At 41.4% G+C, this 24,404-nt stretch carries 18 protein-coding genes and 1 pseudogene; 16 read left to right on the top strand and 3 right to left on the bottom strand.

The window, feature by feature from the left end; genetic code table 11:
• Positions 1-180: 180 nt before the first annotated feature.
• The 3 genes and pseudogenes from H6G92_RS17825 to H6G92_RS40365 all read right to left on the bottom strand — a co-directional run.
• Positions 181-2,667, bottom strand: a pseudogene (locus H6G92_RS17825) (beta strand repeat-containing protein); the annotation flags it as partial.
• A gap of 1,001 nt (positions 2,668-3,668) precedes the next feature.
• Positions 3,669-5,675 (bottom strand): beta strand repeat-containing protein, encoded by a 2,007-nt coding sequence (locus H6G92_RS17830; protein WP_190894971.1) that lies wholly within the window; start codon positions 5,673-5,675, stop codon positions 3,669-3,671.
• A gap of 1,013 nt (positions 5,676-6,688) precedes the next feature.
• Entirely contained in the window at positions 6,689-8,830 is a 2,142-nt protein-coding gene (locus H6G92_RS40365; RefSeq protein WP_190894972.1) for a calcium-binding protein, read from the bottom strand.
• 971 nt (positions 8,831-9,801) lie between these two features.
• Between H6G92_RS40365 and H6G92_RS17840 the strand changes: the two genes are divergently transcribed.
• The 16 genes from H6G92_RS17840 (at position 9,802) to H6G92_RS17915 (ending at position 24,404) form a co-directional block, all read left to right on the top strand.
• Complete coding sequence (locus H6G92_RS17840; protein ID WP_190894973.1) at positions 9,802-10,260, top strand: Mov34/MPN/PAD-1 family protein; 459 nt, start codon at positions 9,802-9,804, stop codon at positions 10,258-10,260.
• A gap of 70 nt (positions 10,261-10,330) precedes the next feature.
• Entirely contained in the window at positions 10,331-11,503 is a 1,173-nt protein-coding gene (gene moeB, locus H6G92_RS17845; RefSeq protein ID WP_152590576.1) for a molybdopterin-synthase adenylyltransferase MoeB, read from the top strand.
• Between the two features lie 204 nt (positions 11,504-11,707).
• Complete coding sequence (locus tag H6G92_RS17850; protein ID WP_190894974.1) at positions 11,708-11,896, top strand: hypothetical protein; 189 nt, start codon at positions 11,708-11,710, stop codon at positions 11,894-11,896.
• A 22-nt stretch (positions 11,897-11,918) separates the two neighbouring features.
• Positions 11,919-13,115: an MFS transporter gene (locus H6G92_RS17855; protein ID WP_190894975.1), complete on the top strand. Its 1,197-nt coding sequence runs from the start codon at positions 11,919-11,921 to the stop codon at positions 13,113-13,115.
• A 199-nt stretch (positions 13,116-13,314) separates the two neighbouring features.
• On the top strand, positions 13,315-14,037 hold the full coding sequence (locus tag H6G92_RS17860; RefSeq protein ID WP_313889977.1) for a YybH family protein: 723 nt from the start codon (positions 13,315-13,317) through the stop codon (positions 14,035-14,037).
• 6 nt (positions 14,038-14,043) lie between these two features.
• Positions 14,044-15,333, top strand: a complete 1,290-nt coding sequence (locus tag H6G92_RS17865; protein ID WP_190894976.1) for a glycosyltransferase — start codon at positions 14,044-14,046, stop codon at positions 15,331-15,333.
• The gene (locus tag H6G92_RS17870; RefSeq protein WP_190894977.1) at positions 15,326-15,784 is read left to right on the top strand and encodes a hypothetical protein; all 459 of its coding nucleotides are present in this window, start codon (positions 15,326-15,328) and stop codon (positions 15,782-15,784) included. The genes H6G92_RS17865 and H6G92_RS17870 overlap by 8 nt, the downstream gene beginning before the upstream one ends.
• Positions 15,778-17,487, top strand: a complete 1,710-nt coding sequence (locus H6G92_RS17875; RefSeq protein ID WP_190894978.1) for an N-acyl-D-amino-acid deacylase family protein — start codon at positions 15,778-15,780, stop codon at positions 17,485-17,487. Before H6G92_RS17870 ends, H6G92_RS17875 begins: the two co-directional genes overlap by 7 nt.
• 238 nt (positions 17,488-17,725) lie before the next feature.
• Positions 17,726-18,019, top strand: a complete 294-nt coding sequence (locus tag H6G92_RS17880; RefSeq protein WP_190894979.1) for a type II toxin-antitoxin system HigB family toxin — start codon at positions 17,726-17,728, stop codon at positions 18,017-18,019.
• 14 nt (positions 18,020-18,033) lie between these two features.
• Positions 18,034-18,411: a helix-turn-helix domain-containing protein gene (locus H6G92_RS17885; protein WP_190894980.1), complete on the top strand. Its 378-nt coding sequence runs from the start codon at positions 18,034-18,036 to the stop codon at positions 18,409-18,411.
• Positions 18,412-18,687: 276 nt separating this feature from the next.
• Positions 18,688-19,101, top strand: a complete 414-nt coding sequence (locus H6G92_RS17890) for an Mpo1-like protein (RefSeq protein ID WP_190894981.1) — start codon at positions 18,688-18,690, stop codon at positions 19,099-19,101.
• Positions 19,085-20,086, top strand: coding sequence for an aromatic ring-hydroxylating oxygenase subunit alpha (locus H6G92_RS17895; RefSeq protein ID WP_190894982.1), 1,002 nt, complete (start codon positions 19,085-19,087; stop codon positions 20,084-20,086). The genes H6G92_RS17890 and H6G92_RS17895 overlap by 17 nt, the downstream gene beginning before the upstream one ends.
• A 248-nt stretch (positions 20,087-20,334) precedes the next feature.
• Positions 20,335-21,075: a hypothetical protein gene (locus H6G92_RS17900; protein WP_190894983.1), complete on the top strand. Its 741-nt coding sequence runs from the start codon at positions 20,335-20,337 to the stop codon at positions 21,073-21,075.
• A gap of 5 nt (positions 21,076-21,080) precedes the next feature.
• Entirely contained in the window at positions 21,081-22,133 is a 1,053-nt protein-coding gene (locus H6G92_RS17905; RefSeq protein WP_190894984.1) for an aromatic ring-hydroxylating dioxygenase subunit alpha, read from the top strand.
• A 120-nt stretch (positions 22,134-22,253) separates the two neighbouring features.
• Complete coding sequence (locus H6G92_RS17910; protein ID WP_190894985.1) at positions 22,254-23,159, top strand: ferritin-like domain-containing protein; 906 nt, start codon at positions 22,254-22,256, stop codon at positions 23,157-23,159.
• A 39-nt stretch (positions 23,160-23,198) separates the two neighbouring features.
• Positions 23,199-24,404 (top strand): P-aminobenzoate N-oxygenase AurF, encoded by a 1,206-nt coding sequence (locus H6G92_RS17915; protein ID WP_190894986.1) that lies wholly within the window; start codon positions 23,199-23,201, stop codon positions 24,402-24,404.

Below are 24,404 nucleotides of genomic sequence, written 5' to 3' on the forward strand. Positions count from 1 at the left end.
TTGATTCATCAAATGCGAGGTGCGGAAAATTTCACCTCGCAATACCTCCCTACAGAAATGAAACGCTATAGCGGTTCTCGTTTACGTGAGGTATACCCGTAGGGGCACGGCACTGCCGTGCCCCTACACTTGGCAATATAATGTTTTACCGTATCTGTGTGGGAATCCCTATAATCACGATTAAACAACCACAAAATTGTTGTTAGTTAGAGACAATCCAGTAGATAATTGGGCAAATTTTACCTGAGTAAACCCACCCGCATTGCCATCTGCGTCAAAGTACAGACCACCTGTAGAATTGTCATAGATAAATCGTTGAGCGATCGTGCTTGCAGATGTTCCGATGGTAAACTGACTTGTCTGAAGTGAACCTACTGATAACCCGCTACCAAAACCAGCAAAAAAACCAAAAGCCGATATCTGAATCAGTTCATTAGTGGTGTCGAAGTCATAAAGACTATCAACGCCTTCATAGAAACTATTGATAGCAAAGGTATCAGTACTACCTCCTCCATAGAGGTTATCATTGCCATCACTGCCGGAGAGCGTATCGTTGCCATTGCTCCCCACGATTAAGTCATCGTAGCGTGTACCTGAAATATTTAATCGTTCGATATTCTTGTAACTAACCTGATTCGTGCCCGCTGTAATTGAGCCAATGTTAGTAGTAGCATTGAATGTCGAAGTGATTCCTACAGTAGAACTTCTGTAATTAACAAACAACAAATCCTCACCCCTACCTCCATCTATCGTATCCTTACCACCATCGCCTGTAGAGAGCGTATCGTTGCCATTGCTCCCTACTATCAAGTCATCGTAGGCTGTACCTCTGATATCTAATCGTTCGATATTCTTGTAACTAACTAGATTTGTGCCCGCTGTAATTGAGCCAATGTTAGTGGTAGCATTGAATGTCGTTGTGATTCCTCCGGTAGCAAAGGTGTAATTGGCGGACAACAAATCCTCACCCTTACCCCCATCTACCGTATCATTGCCACCACTCCCATCTACCGCACTATTGCCACCATAGCCTCCAGAGAGCGTATCGTTGCCATTACTCCCCACAATCAAGTCATCGTAGGCTGTACCTCTGATATTTAATCGTTCGATATTCTTGTAACTAACCCGATACGTGCCCGCTGTAATTGAGCCAATGTTGGTAGTAGCATTGAATGTCGTTGTGATTCCTCCGGTAGCATTACTGTAATTAACAGACAATAAATCGTCACCTTTACCTCCCTGCACCGTTTGAGTCGCTAAATAAGAGGGCGCAGTATCTGGGGATGTGGTGCTTAGATAGAAGGAATCATTGCCATCGCCCCCAGAGAGTAGGTTATTGCCTGTTGAATACTCAGCACGTAAAGTATCGTCACCAGCGCCACCATTGAGAGTGTTATTGCCTGTGGAGGGATAATAAATGTCAAAAGTGGAGTACAGGATTAAATAGCCAGAGGTGGAGAGAGAATCATTGCCATCGCCCCCAGAGAGTAGGTTGTTGCCTGTTGAATACTCAGCACGTAAAGTATCGTCACCAACGCCACCTCTGAGGGTATTATTGCCTGAGGAGATAAAATCAAAGTAGCCTCTATACTTATAATAGCCAGAGGTGGAGAGAGAATCATTGCCATCACCCCCAAAGAGTAGGTTATTGCCTTCTGGAGCCTCAGCACGTAATGTATCGTCACCAGCGCCACCTCTGAGGGTATTATTGCCTGAGGAGGCAATATAGCCGTATATGTTATTAAAGTAAGAGGTGGAGAGAGAATCATTACCATCGCCCCCAAAGAGTAAGTTATTGCCTGTTGAAGCCTCAGCACTCAAGGTATCGTTACCAGCCCCACCACTGAGGGTGCTATCGCCTGTTGAAAATTCAATATCCAAAGTATCGATATAGTATACGTTATTAAAGTAAGAGGTGAAGAGAGAATCATTGCCATCGCCCCCAAAGAGTAAGTTATTGCCTGCATCACCAATGAGGGTGTCATTCCCGGCACCACCAATGAGAGTATCATTCCCCATACCACCACGTAGCAGGTCATTGCCACTCTTGCCGTCGATTTTGTCATTACCGCCCTGACCATTGATGACATCATCTGAGTTGTCAAAGCCCTTAACATTATTATTCAGGTCGTTAAGGAAGGTGACTGTGTTCTTTTTGAAGATACTGCTTTGGGTGGAGTTGGCATTAAAGACATCAAAGCTATCACTAATGCTAGTTTCTCCATCAAACAAAAGATTGCCCAAATCTACAGTGGCTCCAGTAGATTTGCTGAGGTTTTCCAGATTTTCCAGGGTAAAGTTTTGCAGGATGACTTTGGTATAAGCATCAGACACATCTTCAAAGGTGATTTCCAAATTGCTGCCGTTCTGGGTAAGCAGCAAATTTTCGGCAGTCAAGCCTAGACCTAGAAATTTGATGGTATCCACTTCGGCAGTAACTGCTGCTGTCGGGTTTGTTCCTTTACCGATGCCACCGAAATCAGTGATAGTACTCATGCCGCCGGAGTAGTAGTCGTAAATAAATAGATCCTTGCCGCCCCCACCAGTCAGGGTGTCGTCGCCATTGGAATCTCTGATGGTATCGTTACCTGCTTTACCATTAATCGTGTCCGCACTGTCGCTGCCTACTAGAGTATCATTACCGTTGGTTCCAATGATATCTGCCATAATTTTTACCTACCTGAATCGTTTTTTTCGTAACTTCAGTTCTCAACTTTGAGTTTAGTGCTGTTTTCGGGCACAAAAATTCGCCTCAATTTGACGTTTTCGGCATACTTTAGATGCCACCCTTGAGGGACAATAATATTTCTTGAAGATTCAGCTTTTTACTAGCTTTTATGTAGCACTGAATCTAACTATCTCAAACTATCTAAGCCTTAAGCACCGTACAAATTAATGAAACTGTGTATTCAGGATAATCAGTCATTTCAGGCTTTTTTAATCATCTTTGTTCAGTAGAAATCAGTGAAAAAAGATGATTAAAAATTCAAGTTTCAATGCTTAAAGTCCATCCTTGATATTTGGTTTTTGCCAGTGCCTAAGTCCTAATAGCTTGAAAATAGACAACAGTTGACTCTTGATCGGGAAAAATATTTTTATACCCTCCTTTTTGGACTATTCACCGTGGGTGTCTAGGTTGAAAAGAGAGAACATCTCAATAACCTCAAAATAACTGCATAGTCAATATCTTACTTAGATATCTAGGCTGAAGTAGGCATCTTTGCATACTCTTCACATTACTTGCCAATAAATGTATATAAATACTGTACTTTGTATATTCTTTATATTCTTCTAGTTTCTAGGCAATAATTTGCACAAATCAGTAGGCATAAGTTTGAAGGACTGATAAAAAATACATCTTTTTCTTTTTGAACGCTGCGATGCCTGCGGTTCTTGCTAGCCTACGCCTGAATTGAACGTAGCTGCAACTATGATCAAAATCGCCTCTTAAAATATCTGCGTAAAAAGCGCTATAGGTTGCCAAAATCACAAACGCAGATAAGAACCCACTGAGTTAAGAACACTGGCAAACCATCTGCACCCATGCCGAAAGTTGAGCAACAAAATCCAATACATACTCTCTTAACACCGATAAATCGAATGGGAGGTGCTTAAAATACCGCCTCCCATTCCGTGCCTCTTAGTGATAGCAGAGCGCTAATCTAAGATTAAACAACCACAAAATTGTTGTTAGTTAGAGACAATCCAGTAGATAATTGGGCAAATTTTACCTGAGAAAACCCACCCGCATTGCCATCTGCGTCAAAGTACAGACCACCTGTAGAATTGTCATAGATAAATCGTTGAGCGATCGCACTTGCAGATGTTCCGATGGTAAACTGACTTGTCTGAAGTGAACCTAGTGATAATCCGTCACCAAAACCAGCAGCCGATACCTGAATCAGTTCATTAGTGGCGTTGAAGTCATAAATAGTATTAATGCCTTCATTAAAGCTGTTGAAAGCAAAGGTATCAGTACCAGCTCCTCCATAGAGGCTATCATTACCACCATAGCCCCCAGAGAGCGTATCGTTGCCATTGCTCCCTACAATCAAGTCATCGTATTGTGTACCTGAGATATTTAATCGTTCGATATTCTTGTAACTAACTCGATTCGTGCCCACTGTAATTGAGCCAATGTTAGTATCAGCATTGAATGTCGAAGTCATTCCCTCAATAGGTTCATAACGATAATAGGGGCCAGCATAACAGGACAATAAATCGTCACCTGTCCCCCCATCAACCGTTTGAGTTACTGAATCAGTCTCGGAAAAATAGGGAACACTATCTGGGGATATGGTGCTTATATAGAAGGAATCATTGCCATCGCCTCCAGAGAGGAAGTTATTGGCTATTGAAATGGTAGCACTCAAGTAATCGTCACCAGCGCCACCGTTGAGGGTGTTATTGCCTGAGGAGGGGACAGCACCGTATGTGCTGGTGCCAGAGGCATCAAGAGAATCATTGCCATCACCACCAGAGAGGAAGTTATCACCTTTTGAAATACCAGCACTCAAGCTATCGTCACCAGCGCCACCGATGAGGGTGTTATTGCCTGTGGAGACAAAAAATCTGAATCTGCCACCATCGCCAGAGGCATCAAGGAAATCATTGCCATCGCCACCAGAGAGGAAGTTATCGCCCAATGAAGCCTTAGTACTCAAGTAATCGTCACCAGCACCACCATTGAGGGTATTATTGCCTGAGGAGTTGATAAATCCGGCTGATCCGCCAGAGTTATCATAACGGGCAGAGGCATCAAGAGAATCATTGCCATCGCCCCCAGAGAGGAAGTTATTGCCTTCTGAAGCCCCAGCACTCAAGTAATCGTTACCAGTGCTACCTTTGAGAGTGTTATTGCCTGTTGAATAATCAACATTCAAGTAATCGTTACCAATACCACCAACGAGAGAGTCATTCCCCGTATAATCCTTCAGGATGTCATCACCACTATAAACCTTCCCGGTTTCATTCCCCGTACCACCTAAGAGGGAGTCATCCCCCGCACTACCAATGAGTGTATCATTCCCTATACCACCGCGTAGCAGGTCATTGCCACTCTTGCCGTCGATTTTGTCATTACCGCCCTGACCATTGATCACATCATCTGAGTTGTCAAAGCCCTTAACATTATTATTCAGGTCGTTAAGGAAGGTGACTGTGTTCTTTTTGAAGATATTGCTTTGGGTGGAGTTGGCATTAAAGACATCAAAGCTATCACTAATGCTAGTTTCTCCATCAAACAAAAGATTGGCCAAGTCTACAGTGGCTCCAGTAGATTTGCTGAGGTTTTCCAGGTTTTCCAGGGTAAAGTTTTGCAGGATGACTTTGGTATAAGCATCAGACACATCTTCAAAGGTGATTTCCAAATTGCTGCCGTTCTGGGTAAGCAGCAAATTTTCGGCAGTCAAGCCTAGACCTAGAAATTTGATGGTATCCACTTCGGCAGTAACTGCTGCTGTCGGGTTTGTTCCTTTACCGATGCCACCGAAATCAGTGATAGTATTAATGCCGCGGTAGTCGTAAATAAATAGATCCTTACCACCACCACCAGTCAACGTGTCGTTGCCCTGGTTACCTCTGATGGTATCGTTGCCTGCTTTACCATTAATCGTGTCCGCACTGTCGCTGCCCACTAGAGTATCGTTACCATTGGTTCCAATGATATTTGCCATAACTTTGACCTACCTAAATTGATTTTTTCAGTGACTTCAGTTCTCAAACTGCTGTTTGTGCTGTTTTCGGGCACAAAAAACCGCCGAAATTTGACGTTTTCGGCATACTTTATACGTCCCCCTTGGGGATCAGTAATATTTCTCGAAGACTCACCTATTCCAAGGCTTGTACCTAGAAATTATCTAAATTATCTCAAACTATCTAAGTCTTAAGCTCTGTACAAATTCATGAGCGTCTGCATTCAGAGTAATGGGACATTCCAGGCTTTTTGAATGATGCTTATTAAGTAAAAATTACTGAACAAGCATCGAAAAATTTTCCAATTGAATGCCTAAAAACCACCCTTTATATTTGGTTTTTTTGCCAGCGCTTAAGTCTTACTAGAACAGAAGATAGTCAAGTGTTGACTCTTGATCGCAAAGAAATTTTTATACCTTCCTTGTAGGCTATTCTCCGTGGGTGTGTAGCTTGAGAATAGAGAACATTTTTATAACCTCCACACTACATACCTAATACTTTACTTAGATATCTATGCTTAAACAAGTAACTTTGCATACTCTTCACATTATTTAATCAAAATGTGTCTGAAAATACTGAACTTTGTATATTCTTTATATTCTTCTAGTTTCTAGGCAATAATTTGCACAAATCAGTAGGCATAAGTTTGAAGGACTGATAAAAAATACATCTTTTTCTTTTTCTTTTTGAATGTTGCGATTCCTGCGGTTCTTGCTAGCCTACGCCTGAATTGAACGTAGCTGTAACTATGATCAAAATCGCCTCTTAAATATCTGCGTAAAAAGTGCTATAAATAGCCAAAATTACATACGCAGATAAGAATCCACTGGGTTAATAACACTGGCAAACCATCTGCACCCATACCGAAAGTTGGGCAACAAAACCAAACACATACTCTCTTAACACTAATTACATTGAGCAATCGAATGGGAGGTGCTTAAAATACCGCCTCCCATTCCGTGCCTCTTAGTAATAGCAGAGCGATAATCTAAGATTAAACAACCACAAAATTGTTGTTAGTTAGAGACAATCCAGTAGATAATTGGGCAAATTTTACCTGAGTAAACCCACCCGCATTGCCATCTGCGTCAAAGTACAGACCACCTGTAGAATTGTCATAGATAAATCGTTGAGCGATCGCACTTGCAGATGTTCCGATGGTAAACTGGCTTGTCTGAAGTGAACCTAGTGATAATCCGCCACCAAAACCAGCAGCCGATACCTGAATCAGTTCATTAGTGGCGTTGAAATCATAAAGACGATCAACACCTTCATTAAAACTATTGAAAGCAAAGGTATCAGTACCATTCCCTCCATAGAGTTTGTCATTACCAAAACCACCTGTGAGGATATCATTGCCCAAACCACCATAGATTGTGTCATTCCCATTGCCACCATAAAGGGTGTTATTACCAGAGGCGTTAGAGGCGGAGATATAATCATTGCCAGTGCCACCATCCAGTCGGTTATTGCCTGTTGAATAATCAACATTCAAGTAATCGGCACCAGCACCACCATTGAGGGTGTTATTGCCCGATGCCCTGCGATAGACTGCTTCGCCGTAGTCGCCGTACTCGTCGTACTCATAGCCAGAGGCAGAGAGATAATCATTGCCATTGTCTCCATTCAGCAGATTATCGCCTGATGAATAGTCAACATTTAAGTTATCGTCACCAGCGCCACCGTTAAAGGTGTTATTGCCAGTGGTGTTATAAAACCTCCCTCCGTAGCCGCGGCTGTAGCTAGAGCCGGAGAGAGAATCATTGCCATCGCCTCCATTAAGCAGATTAGCGCCTCGTGAATAGTCAACATTCAAGTAATCGTCACCAGCGCCACCCTTGAGGGTGTTATTGCCTGAAGTGTTATCAAACCTATAGCCCTCGAAGTCAGAGGCAGAGAGGGAATCATTGCCATCGCCACCAGATAGCAGATTATTGCCTGTTGAAATGTTAGCACTCAAGTAATCGTCACCAGCGCCACCTTTGAGGGTGTTATTACCATTGGCAAGATTGACGTTAAGATAATCATTGTCATTGCCACCATCCAGTAAGTTATCGCCTGTTGAAAAGAAAGCACTCAAGCTATCGTTACCAGCACCACCCTTGAGGGTGTTATTACCAGACACCTCAGGGTCGTAGTAGCCACCAGAGACAGAGAGAGAATCATTGCCATTGCCACCATCCAGTAGATTATCGCCTGCTGAACTGTCAGCGCTCAAGCTATCGTTACCAGCGCCACCCTTAAGCGTGTTATTACCAGACACCACATCGTAGTTACCTAAAGCCGAGAGAGTATCATTGCCATCGCCACCATTCAACAGATTATTGCCTGGTGTAGAGTCAACATTCAAGTAATCATCACCAGCGCCACCAATGAGAGTATCATTCCCAGCCTCGCCCCGCAGCAGGTCATTACCAGTACCACCGTCGAGGGAGTCATTGCCCGTACCACCAATGAGAGTGTCATCCCCCGCACCACCAATGAGAGTATCTTTTCCCGTACCACCCCGCAGCAAGTCGTTGCCACTTTTGCCATCGATTTTGTCATTACCGCCTTGACCATTAACGACATCATTTGAGTTGTCTAAACCCTTAATGTTGTTGTCGAGGTCATTGAGAAAGGTCACTGTGTTCTTGATGCCCAGACTAGTATCAGTGGAGTTGGCATCCAAGACATTGAAGCTGTCAGTAATGCTAGTTTGCCCATCAAACAGGATATTACCAATAGCTGCTCTTGTTCCAGAAGCTCTCAAATTATCCAAGTTTTCTAGTTTGAAGTCTTTTAGGATAACGATGGTATCAGTTTCCCCTTCAAAGTTGATTTCCAGATTCTTGCCATTTTGGGTGAGTAGTAAATTTCGAGCCGTCAAACCAGCACCCTGAAATTTGATGGTATCCACTTCAGCAATGACTGCTGCTGTCGGGTTAGTTCCTTTACCTACGCCACCGAAACCAGTGATTGTATCAGTACCGTCACCCAATTTGTAAACAAATTTATCCTTGCCGCCACCACCAGTTACGGTGTCGTTACCCTTCTTCGCTGTGATGGTATCGTTGCCCGCTTTGCCGTTAATCGTGTCAGCGTCGTTACTGCCCACTAGAGTATCATTACCGTTGGTTCCAAGGATATTTGTCATAACTTTAACCTACCTAAATTGATTTTTTTTTCAGTAATTTGAAGTTCTTAGCGCTGAGTTAATACTGTTTTAGAACACAATAAATCGCCGAGAGTTAATACTTTCGGTATACTTTTATGTCACCCTTGAGGGACAGTAATGTTTCTCAAAAATCCACTCTATTGATCAGCTTACAACTAGCATCTATCTAATTAACAAGGTCTCACGCACTGTACAAATTCATGGCCAGATGGATGAAATGAAATAAGTCGTTTCAGGCTTTTTATAACTATTCCTGATTAAATAGCAATCACTGAAAAATGTTGCTAAATCAAGCTTAAATGCCTAAAAATAACACTTCATACTTTAATTTTTTGCCAATGCGTCAGTCCTAGTGACTTGAAAATAGGGAACAGTTGACTCTTGATAGAGAAAGGGATTTTCATACCCTTGTTGTAGGCTATTGCCCGTGGGTATTTAGCTTAAAAATAGGGAACATCTCAATAACTTGATATTAACTAAATACTGAATATTTACTTAGATGTCTATAGTTAAAGAACCATCTTTGCATACTCTTCACATTATCTGCCGAGAAATGTAAATAAGCTGGCGCAATAAAATCAAACTAAGTAAATAAAAATGAACTAGGTAAAACCCTTATAAATATTGCCTTTTGCCTCTTGCCTCTTACCTCAACCCAGCAACAATTATTTACACCGATTTATTTATTTGCTAGGCAATTCTCTTGGTGTATTCTTCACATTTTTAGAGTTTATAGTCAACAACCTAGTTTGAGCCGTACTCCTTCTCTACGGTTTGAGACGCGTAGCGCAAAAAATACGGTGTCCTTATTAAATCCCCCAAATTTATTTATGGGGATGCCTTCTGCCTCCTTAACGCAGTGATGCCTGCGGTTCTTGCTAGCCTACGCCTCGCAATGTCTTATATTTAAGCAAGAATCGCTAGAGGTTACCAAAATTACAAACGCAGAGATGATCCAACTTAGCCAAGAACACTTACAAAACATTTGCACCCATGCCGAAAGCACCTATCCAGAGGAGTGCTGCGGTATAATTTTAGGCTATCTGGCTAATGATGGCAAAACTGTGGTAGAAATCATGCCAACAGAAAATGCCTGGAATACAGAAGCGGCTGCTGAGTTCTCAGGGGAACACACAGCAGAAAGTAAAAAACGGCAATATGCGATCGCACCTGAAGTTATGCTAAAAACACAAAAAGAAGCACGAGATCGCTCACTGAACATTATCGGCATTTTTCATTCCCACCCAGATCATCCTGCTATCCCTTCAGAATGCGATCGCTTATACGCTTGGCCAGGATACTCGTATATAATAGTTACCGTCCAAAACGGTAAAGCTGGAGAACTTCGAAGCTGGAGCCTTGACGATCATCATCAGTTCCAAGCAGAGGCAATTGAAAATATAATTTAACGGCTTAATTTCAAGACGGATATCGTTTTTCGATAGGATTAATATTCCGCTCTCCCAGATCATAACTGCTATGCTCAATCCCAATCTGGATGAAATCCAGTTGACCAAAGACGATTACGAACGCTACTCCCGACACCTAATTTTGCCGGAAGTCGGACTAGAAGGACAGAAGCGCCTGAAAGCGGCCAGTGTACAGTGTATCGGTACAGGTGGACTAGGTTCACCACTACTTTTATATCTGGCGGCGGCGGGTATTGGACGCATCGGGATTGTAGATTTCGATGTTGTCGATACTTCCAACTTACAACGCCAAGTAATCCACGGTACATCCTGGGTGGGTAAACCTAAGATTGAATCGGCAAAAAACCGCATTCACGAGATTAACCCCTATTGTCAGGTTGATTTATACGAAACCCGCCTGACTTCCGAAAACGCCCTGGAAATTCTCCAACCTTACGATATCGTCGTGGATGGTACTGATAACTTCCCCACCAGATATCTAGTTAACGATGCCTGCGTATTGCTGAATAAGCCCAACGTCTACGGTTCAATTTTACGCTTTGAAGGGCAAGCTACTGTATTTAACTACCAAGGTGGCCCTAACTATCGTGACCTTTTCCCAGAACCACCACCACCAGGAATGGTTCCCTCTTGTGCAGAAGGTGGCGTATTGGGAATATTGCCAGGAATTATTGGTTTAATCCAGGCAACAGAAACGGTCAAAATCATTCTGGGACAAGGTAACACCTTGAGTGGGCGGTTGCTGCTATACAACGCCTTAGATATGAAATTTCGGGAGTTGAAGTTGCGTCCTAACCCGATTCGCCCAGTAATTGAAAAGCTGATAGACTACGAACAATTCTGCGGAATTCCACAAGCTAAGGCAGAGGAGGCGAAACAGCAGATGGAAATGCAAGAAATGACCGTTAAGGATTTGAAGGAATTGCTGGATAGTGGTGCAAAAGATTTTGTACTGCTGGATGTCCGCAACCCCAATGAGTATGATATTGCTAAAATTCCTGGTTCAGTGTTGGTGCCCTTACCAGACATTGAAAATGGGAATGGCGTTGCCAAGGTAAAGGAAATATTGAACGGTCACCGCTTAATTGCTCATTGTAAGATGGGCGGGCGATCGGCAAAAGCCCTTGCCATCCTCAAGGAAGCCGGGATTGTCGGGACGAATGTCAAAGGCGGAATTACCGCTTGGAGTCGAGAAATCGATCCTTCAGTTCCAGAGTATTAACAAAAGAGGCAGGAGGCAGGAGGAATACTGCCCCGGAGGCGGAGCAACTCCGTCTCCGCTCTGTTTCCTACCACGACTAGAGTGAGTTTGCGGTTGAAGTCTCCCATTCCTCCATCTCTTGATGACCTTTTTTGAATTAAAAGTTAAAAATTAAAAATTAAGAAAAAGAATAATTTTTAATTAATTTTGGGTACAGAGCCAACAATGAATCAAAGATTCAGTGGTCTACAAGACGCTCGCGGACTCGCTAACGCTACGCTATCATTGGTGGGTACAGAGCCAACACTGATAGCGCAGCGTAAAGCCAACGGCATGACTTGTGTACGAGAGTCCACGTACCCTTACAGGGAAGCAAGCTACGCGCAACTGGAATTTTTAATTAATAATTTTTAATTTTTAATTGGAGCGAAGCGACTTGACTACCTCGACATCTCGTCTCAATATTTTATGGGTGCAAGTTTGGGTGTTGGCAGCAGTGCAAGGAGCAATTACCCTCACCTGGTTAATTTATAATATATATTTGCCGCAACTTTTGACTCAGTTTGGTTTTCCCGCCTCATTGGCAGTTGGTTTGGTGCTAGTCGAAAATGCCTTGGGTGCAATACTGGAACCCCTAATGGGTGGACTTTCAGATCAAGCTAGGCGCTGGGTAGGAACTCGGTTTCCCTTCATCTCAGTAGGGATGATTTTGTCAGCGACTTTGTTCATTGCCATACCATGTGTTGTCAGCTTGATCCCGCCTACTACCGTGATGCGATCGCTCTTACCTATAGTATTGGTAGCCTGGGCATTAGCAATGACAATATTTCGCTCTCCAGCTATGTGCTTATTGGGGATGTATGCAACACCAGCCCAGTTACCTTTAGCAGTAAGTTTCGTTACTTTGGTAGGTGGTGTAATTGGGGCTTTTAGACCAATAAGCCACAAGTTTATTCTTAATTTAGGGCCAGTTTATACCTTTGCGATCGGTTCTTTCGTCATGCTGGGTGCAGCTGCTGTGCTGCGGTTGGTAAATCCCCCAGAAGCGCCAGTGGATAGGCACCAAGCAGAAACAGTAAAGTTGCCCTTGCAGAAATTGGCTTTGATTTTAGGAACTGGTTTCGGCGTAGCTTGGGGTATCCGATTTCTCATGGATGTCTTGGGAAAAGTACTGAAAAACCAACTGAATACTGATAATATTGATGTGCAAATGGTGTGGATTGGATTAGCGATCGCAATTGCAAGCATACCAGCAGGGATGTTCGCCGTTAAAATTGGTAATAGTCAAGCAATGCTTTGTGGCATCTGTGCAATCATTCCCTCGTTACTGATAATGATATCTGTGGGCGCACAAATTCCGATAATTGTATTGATCGTTGCTGGCTTTAGTTTAATTGTCAATGGGGCAATTCCTTTTGCTTTAGGACTGGTACCCCAGCGATGGGCGGGATTAGGAATTGGGATGTATTTTGGTGGGTTCGCTTTAGCGATGAGTTTGTTTGGCGTTCTATTTCCCCAACTACAAGGGATAACACCTTCTGTTGGTGCAATTGCAGGTGCATTGGCATTTTTGTTAGCTGGTGTTTGCATTGTAGTGAGTAGCATTTCTGAAACGCAAATGAACGCAGAGTAACGCAAACTTATTCTATGCTTACCTCTGCGTTTAAAATTCCAACCTTCTAAATCAGGAGTAATATCATGTCCGCTTAATTAGTTATTATTCACGGCATCTATGCAAAAATCTTAAAACTCTCTTTCCCCCTGCCCCCTGCCCCCTGCGGTCTTAATGATAAGTCTTTTACCGGACATGATATAAGCTTCCTTGGCGCTATGTGTCCGCAAGCTTGAAGCGATCGCTACGCCCGCCGCAGGCATCGCATAATTTATACTTTAATTCAGTAACGCCAAGTTTTTATATGATGAAACAGAGATGGGCAAGCATATACAAATGCACTCAGCTACTTTGGAGTGTTTTGTTGGTGTTGGTAATTTGGAATCTACCCCAATACGCTCTAGCAGATATCAACCCACAGGAGATAAATGCAATTATTCGCACACGAGATATTGCCCTGCAAGCCCTAAATACTCGCGATTTTGCCAAAATCCAGCCTTACTTGCACCCAAACTTCACAATAACAACAGTTGATAACCAGATTTTCCACAAAGTTCCTGAGTTTGAAAAGTACTGGAATCAGCAATTTTCCAGTTCCATTAAAGATATCAAAATGCAACTAAAGGGAGAAACTCTCAGAAATTTTCTCACTCCAGAGATAGATGTCGCCTCTGGAGAAGCGATCACATCCTTTTCTTTCAAAGATGGCAAAGCGGCTGATATGGCGTTGCGATGGACAGCAGTGCTGCAAAAACTTCAAGATAAATGGACGATTCAATCGCTGCATTTCTCTTCCAATCTGCTGGATAACCCGGTGTTGAATGCTGCTCAACAATTGGGGCGGATTCTAGCAGTTGCAGCAGGGGTGGGCGGTTTCCTTCTGGGAGCAGTGACGATGCTACTATTACGTCGCAGGACTAAGCAACGAACAGAAAGGATATAGAAAAAAGTGGCAAAAAGCACTTTTCAGCTAAGAAAAAATACTAGTTTTTATCGTCGTCTCAAAGCAACCATAATAGTTTTATTGGTCTGGGGTGGCGTGAGTTTGCTGCACTGGCTACCAGAAACACAATGGTTGTTGCTGGGATTAACGGCAATCCTGGCTGGGCAAACGTTACGGATGCTGATAGCAAAACCAGCAGCGGCGGTGATGGAGAGTCAGATTTTTTTACCGCCAGTCTCGATTTTAGTTCCGGCTAAAAATGAAAGTCCAGTCTTGGCTGATTTAGTTTACAGCTTATGCCAATTGAATTATCCAAGCGATCGCCTAGATATCTGGGTCGTTGATGATGGGAGTACCGATGAAACCCCCCAGGTTTTGAGTGAATTACAAACTCAATTTCCAGCTTTACAAGTTCATCGACGGGAATCTAAAGGTGGTAAATCAGGGGCACTGAATGCGGTGTTTCCCTTTACCCAAGGAGAGATTATTCTAGTCTGTGATGCGGATGCTCAATTACCTGCCAATTTTCTCCAGCAAACAGTACCTCTATTTCAGAAACAAGCGATCGGTGCAGTACAAGTGCGAAAAGCGATTTCTAATGCTAATACCAATTTCTTAACCCATTGCCAGCAGATGGAAATGAACTGTGATAGTTTTCTCCAAACCCATCGCATTGCTATTGGTGGAATGTCTGAACTGCGCGGTAATGGGATGTTAGTTCGTCGGGAATTGTTAGAAAAGTGTCAGGGTTGGAATGAGAACACTGTCACCGATGATTTGGATCTTTGCTTCAAACTCTATTTAGCAGGTGCAGAAATTGAGTTTGTTACAGTTCCATCAATTCAAGAAGAAGGTGTAACTACTTGGAAAAAACTTTGGTATCAACGCTGTCGTTGGGCTGAAGGTGGCTATCAGCGTTATCTAGATTATTTTCCGCAAATTCTTACTTTAGGTTGGGCGAAAGAAATTGATTTATTATTGTTTTTTTTATTGCAATTTCTTCTGCCAATTGGACTAATACCCGACTTACTTTGGACAATATTTTATACCCATCATCCAGTTTTATTGCCCCTCCAGACACTACTCAGCATCATTTTGACAATTGCCTTTATTGCTGGACTTTACCAATTTCAAAATTTACGAGGATGGTCTTTGGTTTGGGCAACAATTCAAGGGTCATTATACATGGTGCATTGGATTCCTGTGATGATTGTAACAACTTTAAAAATGTGTGTGCAAAGGGAGCGATCGCGCTGGGTGAAAACTGAGCATCGTGGTGGAAAAAATTATGGTTGAAGAATCAGATAATCTGATAACAAAGCAGAAAAAATACTTTATGTTAATTGGAGTAATTGTTTATGAAGCTCAAGCAATTGAATATAAACTGAAAAAGCTTAGTAAATTTATTCATCCTAATACTGACGATGTATTGCCTGAAATTACCAAAGAAGATTTTTTGGCGAGAGAGAAAATTTTAGAAAAAAGAACACTTAGTTTTATTTTCAACCATTTAAAGGAAAAGAAATTTTTATTAAATGATGATGCACAATTTTTAGTTAATAGATTTGTAAATTCTAGAAATACTGTTATTCATCACCTTGTAAAATTACTAGGCTTTAATCTGAATACAGAGGAAGGTATAGATCGAGGAATACAGTTTTTAGAGGAATATAGAAAAACAATACAAGATATAAATAATATTTTTAATCCAATTTTAATTTCTGCACATAATAGAGAATCATGTTAGATTTGCTGATTCAAAACGGGTTAATTTTCGATGGCTTAGGCTCTCTGCCTGTTCGCGGAGATATCGGCATTCAAAACGGCCGCATTGTCACCCTTGCACCCTCCTTAACTAACCCAGCGCGGGAAGTAGTTGATGCTTCTGGGTTATGGGTGACACCTGGATTCATCGACATTCATACTCATTACGATTTAGAGTTAGAAATTGCACCAGGATTGAGCGAATCAGTGCGTCATGGCGTTACTAGCGTGGTTATTGGTAACTGTAGCTTGTCTGTTGCGATCGCAGAACCCCAAATCCTGGCTGATATTTTTCAGAGGGTAGAGACACTTTCCCATCGGCTAATCGCAAAATGGTTACAACAATCGGTTTCCTGGCATACACCAGCAGAATATTTACAGCATTTGCAACAGTTACCCCTTGGCCCCAATGTTGCCCCAATGTTTGGACACAGTGCTTTACGCGCTCATGTGATGGGATTAGAACGCAGTTTAACTGTTCAGCCGACAAAATTTGAACTAAAACTTATGCAGCGCATAGCCACAGATGCTTTAGACGCTGGTTTTATTGGCATTTCTATTGATATGTTTCCCTGGCATCGGATGAGTGGAGAATGGCAAGGCTGTACAATTCCCTCTCAACACGCCAAATTTAATGAATATGCAATGTTGGCGGATTTATGTCGGTATAGCGATCGCGTTTTTCAAGTCACACCCAATTTACAACGACTTGCTTCCTTTGTGGAGATTCTGCGTATGGGTTCAGGGATTGGACAAAAACCACTGCGGCTAACTGTTCTCTCAGCCTTAGATGCCGTACACGATCGCAAACTATGGCGAATATTTTCCCCCCTACTTTTTATTTGGAATCGGCTTCTAAATGGGAATGTGCGCTTTCAAACCCTAACGGAACCTTTCACCATTTACTCTGATGGATCTGTGACTCCCTTATTTGAAGAATTCTCCACAGGCGCACAACTTAATGGCTGTCAGTCACGAGAAGAAAGGCAACAACTATGGGCATCGGAAATTTTTCGTCGTCAGTTTCGCCAAGAATGGCTCAGTAAACGGCGTAAATCATTCCATCGTCAGTTAGATTTGATGGAAGTCATTTACTGTCCCGAAGCAAGTTGGCAAGGGTTAAGTTTTGCAGAAATTGCTCGTCAAAAGCAACAAGAACCAGTGGATTTATTTATCCACGCATTACAAAAATACGATACAGATTTACGCTGGGTGGCGACAGGAGCAAACGATCGCCTAAAACCCCGTTTAGCGATGATGCAGCATCCTTATATTTTGCCTGGTTTTACCGATGCTGGCGCTCACGTCCGTAACTTGGGCTACTATGATGGAGCTTTATCTTTGCTCAAACAAGCAGTTGCAACGAAATTTCTTTCACCTGAAGCTGCGATTTGCCGCGTTACCGGAGAACCTGCTGGTTGGTTTGGTCTTGATACGGGAGTTCTCAAAGTTGGTGCGAAAGCAGATATAGTTTTACTCGATCCCAATGCTTTAAATCAGCCAATTAGCCCGCAGGTGCAGATATCAGATCCCGTTTTAGATGGTGAACCTCGGATGGTTAAGCGTGGTTCGGATGAGATTGTGCAAGCGGTTTATATTAATGGAGTTCGGGTTGTTTGTCGGGGTAAGGTGAGCGATCGCTTGGGGCATGAAAGGTTGGGAACTGTTTTGTCACCATTAACTTAGAGATTATGGGCAAACTACATTGATGTTGTGTTGGTCATTGCTTCTAAATATATGTCTGATTACTTGTTTTCCCAATTTAAAGCCAATGAATTTGAAGCCTGTATAAAGAGTTATCTAGAGTTCTAGATATTTCACCTCGTTCTACTTACAAGGAATGTTAGGCTTAATTTTGGATAAAAGTTAGCATCTCTTCAAGTGAGTGTTGATCCCAAAATGGGATCAAGTTATTATAAATGCTATGCGTATTTTATCCCGCAGCACCCTGCGAAATTTCTGGGAATCTCATGCAGATGCTGAAGAAGCACTAAAAACTTGGTACTATGAAGCGTCTCACGCCGATTGGCAGAGTCCAATTGATGTTAAAGCCGCTCATGGTAATGCCAGTATTATTGCTAACAACCGTGTCGTATTCAACATCAAAGGTAATACTTATCGGCTCATTGTCGCAATTCGTTATGATATCGGTATTGTTTTTATCCGGTTTATTGGCACTCATATCGAGTATGACAAGATAGATGCAGAAACTATCTAAATAGAGGTTGATGTATGGAATTACGTCCAATTAGAACCCAAGCTGACTATCAGGAAGCTCTTCGAGAAATTGAGTTGCTGTTTGATGCCGTCCCTAATACACCTGAATGCGATCGATTAGATGTTCTGAGTACCTTAGTAGAAGCTTACGAAAAGGCACATTTTCCCATTGAAAAACCCGATCCTATCGAAGCAATTCAATACTACATGGATACCCGTGGCTGGTCTCGTCGTGATTTGGAATTATGTCTTGGCAGTCGAGCTAGGGTCTCTGAGATACTATCTCGTAAACGCTCCTTGACCTTGGAGATGATTCGGAAGTTAAATCAAGAGTTAGGTATTCCGGCTGAGATTCTGATCCAGCCTTATGATTCGGTGCAAACCTCTGCTTAATAACGGTCATAAAAAAGCGACGAAATATTAAACCGTGAAAAATTCCTCTATTTTTATGAATGTAAAACTTCAGACCGACAAAGATAAGCTACACGAAAGCACTAGTATAAACATAAATCAAGAAACAGAAAAGGAAAACATTCTATGTTCTCATTGTCAGCGCACTGCTACGAATGGTATTAAATGTAAAGGTATTTGTGTAGCCGATAATGACTATTAAAGTATATTTGAGTAAAATTGGTGATGCAGCGAGGTAAAAATTGGTAAGGTTTTGATATGAATTATAATCCTCAACAAAGTTTGAGAAATCGCATTAATAATCAAATTATAGATCATCCTTTTACAGACTATTGGGATATTTTTATTCTTAAACATCAACATCCAATTAATATTACTCTACACATTTTGGGAATATTCTTTTTTTACGGTTTACTCTTTTATACTTGGAAGTTGCAAAACTTTTGGTTGCTCTTGGGCTTACCGTTAACTCAATTGGTGGGATTAACTGGACATTTTTTATTTGAGCGTAGCCATATTGATTTACAAGATGCTGTATTTTCTTGGCGGGCTTCTTATTGTTTAGGTAAAATGTTATTTAGAATTTTGACGGGTAAATATCGAGATGATATTCGCCAACGACAAGAAATATTAAATAATTATCTATCAAACAATTATGCAAATATTCAATAATTGGAATGTAATTGCTAAAGGTTGGTATATTGCCTGTCCTAGTCATGAAATCTCTAAAAAAACAGCAAAATCTGTAGAAGTATGCGGTCATAAGATTGCTATTTTTAGAGGTGAAGATGGGCAAGTACGGGCTTTAGATGCTTACTGCCCTCATTTGGGGACAGATTTAGGAATTGGGAAGGTTGATGGTAATTGGATTCGTTGTGCATTTCATCATTGGGCATTTGATGAAACAGGGTTTTGTCAAAATATTCCCTGTCAATCAGAAATTCCTAGTCAAGCTAAATTACAAGGTTATGCAACAGAAGAAAAGTATGGATTTATCTGGATTTATCCAGATGCTGAAGCACCAGAGGGAGTAGCTGATTTTGATGAATTGAAGGGTAAAGAAATTGTTGCACAAGCTGATATTGCATTTGCAAGAAGTTGCCATCATCATATTTGTATGATGAATGGGATTGATGCTCAACATTTAAAAACAATTCATCATTTAGATATCAAAATGGATTTGTCGCTACATCGCAGCGAATTAGGGACGCAAATCGACTTTACAATGCGGGGACAATTCCCTAAAACTACTTGGAGAGAAAAGTTAGGTCAAAAATTTCTTGGTTCTACATATCAGTATTCAATGCGTTATGCTCATGGTTGCATTGGCTTGTTAACAATGATGAAGGATGTCAGGCTTTTTCCGCCACTGTTTATGATATATGCTTATACTCCAATTGCATCGGAAAGAACGAGAATTCAACCGATTTATGTAACTGAAAAACGTCAAGGTATTGTGGGATATCTGCTAAGTCAGTTTTTGCTATTCTGTACGCGCTTGGCTTACTATATGCTCAGAGATGAAGATGGCAAAATTTACGACAATATTCGCTTTAATCCAAAGTTGCTCCTTAGTATTGATCAGCCATTAGGCGAATATATGGACTATGTAAACCAGCTAAAACCGTCTCGATGGTCAAAAAATAGGGGTGTATAATATTACATTGGGTTACACTGTCGCTAACCCAACAAAAACTTTGGTAATGTTCTGTTTCTCAACCTAACCTACATCTGAATTATTTTGTAGAGTGGGAAATGCCCACCAAATCTGATTGAGGAGGTACAGAATTGTAGCGTAAATAACCATTTTCTAATCTGTCACATTACACCGTAAATTTACTAATTTGGTCGATAAAGTTTTAAATACAAACATAATACAAATCGATTTTAGGTAATTTCCGAATAATGAAGAGTTTGCTGATTCCTGTTCACAATTTGCAATCAAGCGATCGCATCGCCATGTATGCGTTGCTGCAAAATCACTTCCAAGGTATAACCTGGGATGGGTTTCAAATTGATCTAGAGCGCAAAAACTGGGTTTTGTTGTTGAGAGATGAAACATCCAACGCACTCAAAGGATTTTCAACTCTGATGTTATGCCAAACAACTTTTTTGGGAGAAAAAATTAGTGTGGTGTATTCTGGCGACACTATCGTTGATCCTAGTGCTTGGTCGAGTACAACATTACCACGAAGTTGGATTGCCGCCATCAACTTTCTGCGTCAACACTATGCAGAAAATAAACTTTACTGGCTGCTAATCTGCTCTGGTTTTCGCACTTATCGTTTTCTCCCTACTTTTTGGCAAGATTTCTATCCGCGTTATGATGTTACAACACCTGCGGATGTAACAAATCTGATGGTGAATTTAGCACGGGAATACTATGGTAGTTTATACCAAGAAACAACTGGTATCGTCAATTTTCCGCATCCCCAAATTCTCTGTGAGGAGTTAATTGAAATCCCCACAGGAAGACAAACTAACCCCCATATCCAGTTTTTTGAAGAAAAAAACCCCGGCTATCGATTAGGGGATGAATTGGTTTGTTTAACTGAAATTAACTATGACAATCTCACTCGTGCTGGAAAACGGATGTGGGAGTCAGAATCATCGTTACAATTGGTGCAAGATTGTGTCCTCATTTAAATTTTATGGTATCTACAGACCCACAATCGAACTTTAACAATCCGACACAATTTATAGAGGGATGGTACTGGGTATTAGCATCAAAAAAATTAAAAATTGGCAAGGTAAAACCTCTAACTTTGCTAGGTAGAAATCTGGCAATTTATCGGGGAGTTAGTGGTCAGGTAGTAGCTATAGATGCCTATTGTCCACACATGGGCGCTCATTTAGCAGAAGGTAAGGTAGAAGGTGATGGAATTCGCTGCTTTTTTCATAATTGGAAGTATGACAGTCGCGGAATTTGTGTAGATGTTCCTTCTTTGAAAAAACCGCTACCTGTGTGTATTAAAACTTGGCATACGGCAGAAAAGTACGGCATGATTTGGGTTTGGGTGGGAGAAGAAAAGCCAAGCTCGCTGCCTTTTGTACCAGAATTAGAACAATCAGATTGTGATTATATATTGGGGACTCGCTTTGTCAAAAACTGCCATCCCAATGTCTTGCTAATTAATGCGATTGATGCTCACCATTTCAATACTGTACACAATTTACCTTTAGAGATTGTGTTTGATTCTCAAGACCTCAATCCTAACGCTATTACCTTTAGCAACACTACACGGGGAGGAGATGATTCCTGGTTAATTCGCCTGATTCGCCCTCTATATCGCAACGAAGTTACTTATAGTATGTGTTACTGGTATGGCAGCACTGGCACTGTGACGCTAGGCCCGGATTTTCTGCATTTCTACATTATATTTACACTGCGAATGATAGAAGGTGGCAAAACTGAAGGGCAAACAATTCTTGTGACTCCCAAGCGTCCTGGATTTTGGGGATGGGTTTTAAATCGTGGTTTGTTATGGTTAACCCAGCAGGTTAGTAATTACTTTGCAAAAGGGGATACACAGGTATTTCAAACAATTCAGTTTGATTTAAAGACTCCTACTAAAGCAGATCAATCTATTCTGGAATTTATTCAGCATGTTAATCACCAGAAAGCTTTAAGCTGGGGAACTTGGGACACTGTTAATTATCCAAATATTCAAACTTTATCAACACCTAATAGTAATTTGCTATGAAGATGCAGTTAATTATTAAACGAACCGCCAAGTACGCCAAGAGAGAGAAGGAGTAATTATTAAGTGTAAAAAGACGGAGAATTAGTATAACCTTGAATTCACTTTAATTCAATAGAAAAAATGGATTTAAAATATAATATTGTTGGTTTTGACCTACCACACACAGGTTCTAATGACCGTTTGCAACGGATATTAACAGCAGCATTACCCAATCAGAATAATTATGCTAATTACCCGCAATTAAATTATTGGGATGCGGAATTTTTCAACTTACATCAAGTCAACATTTTTCAGCAATCTAATGTTAATGAAAAATCTGCTATTCTGGAACTTGCCAATTGCAGTCTGTTAGAAGAATCATATTTCATTGAGAAAGCAGGCGTTGGCTACATGGCAAAAATGGTACTGTTAGCCGAAACAGTTGAAGAACGAATGCTTTATGGATTGTTTACGGCTGATGAAGCTACCCACCTTCACAAAATTAGCCATTTTTTACCAGCAATGGAAGTAACTAGTACTAACGATCCGTTTTTGCGCTTACTATCAGAAGTGGTTGAAAGTGCAGATAAAACAGTTTTGTTGTTTGTGCTGCAAGTCGTTTTAGAAGGATGGGGTTTAAGCCATTATCGGCGTTTAGCGAAGGAATGCCGCTATCCAGTTTTAGCAGAACTTTTTTCTAGTTTTTTACAATCTGAATCCCGTCATCACGCTACGGGAACCACCTTGTTTAATCAAATTACTGTTTCAGCATTCAGTGAAACAACAATTCTCGATGTATTGGCACAGTTTTTGTTTATGGTACAGGTGGGGCCACAAAGCGTACTAACAGCAGTCGAACAAGTGAAAGGACATCTGACGCGATCGCAAAAAATCCAAGTCTTAGAAGAACTAGATACACAGACTCACAGTGGAACCCGATTACAAATATTGCGATCGCTTATGGGGGGAACATCAGCCCAGTCTATCCTGCAAAATTTAGAAGAACGCGGAGCTTTTGAACCACTCCCCGCCCATCAATGTGTGTAATAAATATCAATCTTATCTCTGCGTTAAATAAAAACGGATATGGAAAAAACTATTCATCGCAAATTACAAATTAATCACACTCGCAACAAACAGCAAGACCATACTGCTTTAATGGATGAAGCAGTTACTAATTTTCGCTATGACGATTGTCAAAACGAGTATTGGAATCCAGAGGAATTTTCCCTGCTATATGGTACACCTTTATGGGAACAGTCCAGCCAACATCAGCGTATAATTTTGAACCAACTTTACTGGGTAGCTTACTACTCACAAATTGTTTCTGCGGAAATTGCAACTATATTTTTCAATCAAACCAGTGCAGCCGGACTTTACGCCCAAGAAGATTTTCGCTTAATCTGCGATACCTTAGATTTGGAATCCGCACAAGAGCGATCGCACATTAACGCCTTCCGCACAATTGCCAAACAGGTTGAACAAGCGTTATTTGGGGAACTTATCTTTACCTACCCTATGCGCGGCCCCTTTACAGAAACAATGGTTTATGCTGACACCAATGCTCTAAAAACTTGGTGGAAAAAAATTCAACTTCAATACTTTGGGCTGATTTCTGCGAATAATACTTTTTTGGCTTGTCAGTATTTCACTGTCAGGGGAGTAAGGACACTAAATGGCAAGTTAGTACAGCATAAACTCAGCAATTATTATCAAAAACATCCCCATCCTGAAGCTGCTCCAATTCCTGCTAAAATCTCCTATTATCACTTCATGGATGAAAGTTTTCACTTCAATAGTTCGACAATTATATCTCACGATGTTGTCACTTGCCTTAAGCCACCGACTGCTTATGAGCGACTGGTTGCTAATTTAGGATTGCTAGGATGTCAGCGCGATCATTTTCATTTTTCGGCGGCGATTAACGGGATATTTTGGTACGATCCGGCGCTGTATAGCAACATTTATCGGGTGTTGCGATCGCGCATTTTTGAGATGAGTGACATGGATGCTAAAGAAATGATGCGGCGTTGTTTTACGGAAGAATCGGAAGGATTACACCGCAGTTTTTCAACTCATCAGGAGGCGATGAAATCTTATCGGGTGTATGTTGAAAAGCTCGATTATCTTTGGCAACGTAATCGAGATATGTCGCTGATGGCTACTAATTCAATTTATCGATATTTGGCGGCTCAAAAAAGGGCTTTTAAAAGTTTTGAACATAAAGAGGATTTGTTCTTATCTCACGCAGAGACGCAGAGGCGCACAGAGGAATGGAAGAGTATTGTTTAG

This window comes from Nostoc foliaceum FACHB-393 (assembly GCF_014698505.1).
GTDB classification, from domain to species: Bacteria; Cyanobacteriota; Cyanobacteriia; order Cyanobacteriales; family Nostocaceae; genus Nostoc; species Nostoc foliaceum_A.

Bases quoted from the DNA above. Each gene is read 5' to 3' on its own strand.
- H6G92_RS17870 (WP_190894977.1), top strand. From the start codon at position 15,326: ATGGTTGAAGAATCAGATAATCTGATAACAAAGCAGAAAAAATACTTT.
- H6G92_RS17910 (WP_190894985.1), top strand. From the start codon at position 22,254: ATGGATTTAAAATATAATATTGTTGGTTTTGACCTACCACACACAGGT.
- H6G92_RS17915 (WP_190894986.1), top strand. From the start codon at position 23,199: ATGGAAAAAACTATTCATCGCAAATTACAAATTAATCACACTCGCAAC.
- H6G92_RS17900 (WP_190894983.1), top strand. From the start codon at position 20,335: ATGAAGAGTTTGCTGATTCCTGTTCACAATTTGCAATCAAGCGATCGC.
- H6G92_RS40365 (WP_190894972.1), bottom strand. From the start codon at position 8,830: ATGACAAATATCCTTGGAACCAACGGTAATGATACTCTAGTGGGCAGT.
- H6G92_RS17875 (WP_190894978.1), top strand. From the start codon at position 15,778: ATGTTAGATTTGCTGATTCAAAACGGGTTAATTTTCGATGGCTTAGGC.
- H6G92_RS17890 (WP_190894981.1), top strand. From the start codon at position 18,688: ATGAATTATAATCCTCAACAAAGTTTGAGAAATCGCATTAATAATCAA.
- H6G92_RS17850 (WP_190894974.1), top strand. From the start codon at position 11,708: ATGAATCAAAGATTCAGTGGTCTACAAGACGCTCGCGGACTCGCTAAC.
- moeB (WP_152590576.1), top strand. From the start codon at position 10,331: ATGCTCAATCCCAATCTGGATGAAATCCAGTTGACCAAAGACGATTAC.
- H6G92_RS17830 (WP_190894971.1), bottom strand. From the start codon at position 5,675: ATGGCAAATATCATTGGAACCAATGGTAACGATACTCTAGTGGGCAGC.
- H6G92_RS17895 (WP_190894982.1), top strand. From the start codon at position 19,085: ATGCAAATATTCAATAATTGGAATGTAATTGCTAAAGGTTGGTATATT.
- H6G92_RS17905 (WP_190894984.1), top strand. From the start codon at position 21,081: ATGGTATCTACAGACCCACAATCGAACTTTAACAATCCGACACAATTT.
- H6G92_RS17840 (WP_190894973.1), top strand. From the start codon at position 9,802: ATGATCCAACTTAGCCAAGAACACTTACAAAACATTTGCACCCATGCC.
- H6G92_RS17885 (WP_190894980.1), top strand. From the start codon at position 18,034: ATGGAATTACGTCCAATTAGAACCCAAGCTGACTATCAGGAAGCTCTT.
- H6G92_RS17880 (WP_190894979.1), top strand. From the start codon at position 17,726: ATGCGTATTTTATCCCGCAGCACCCTGCGAAATTTCTGGGAATCTCAT.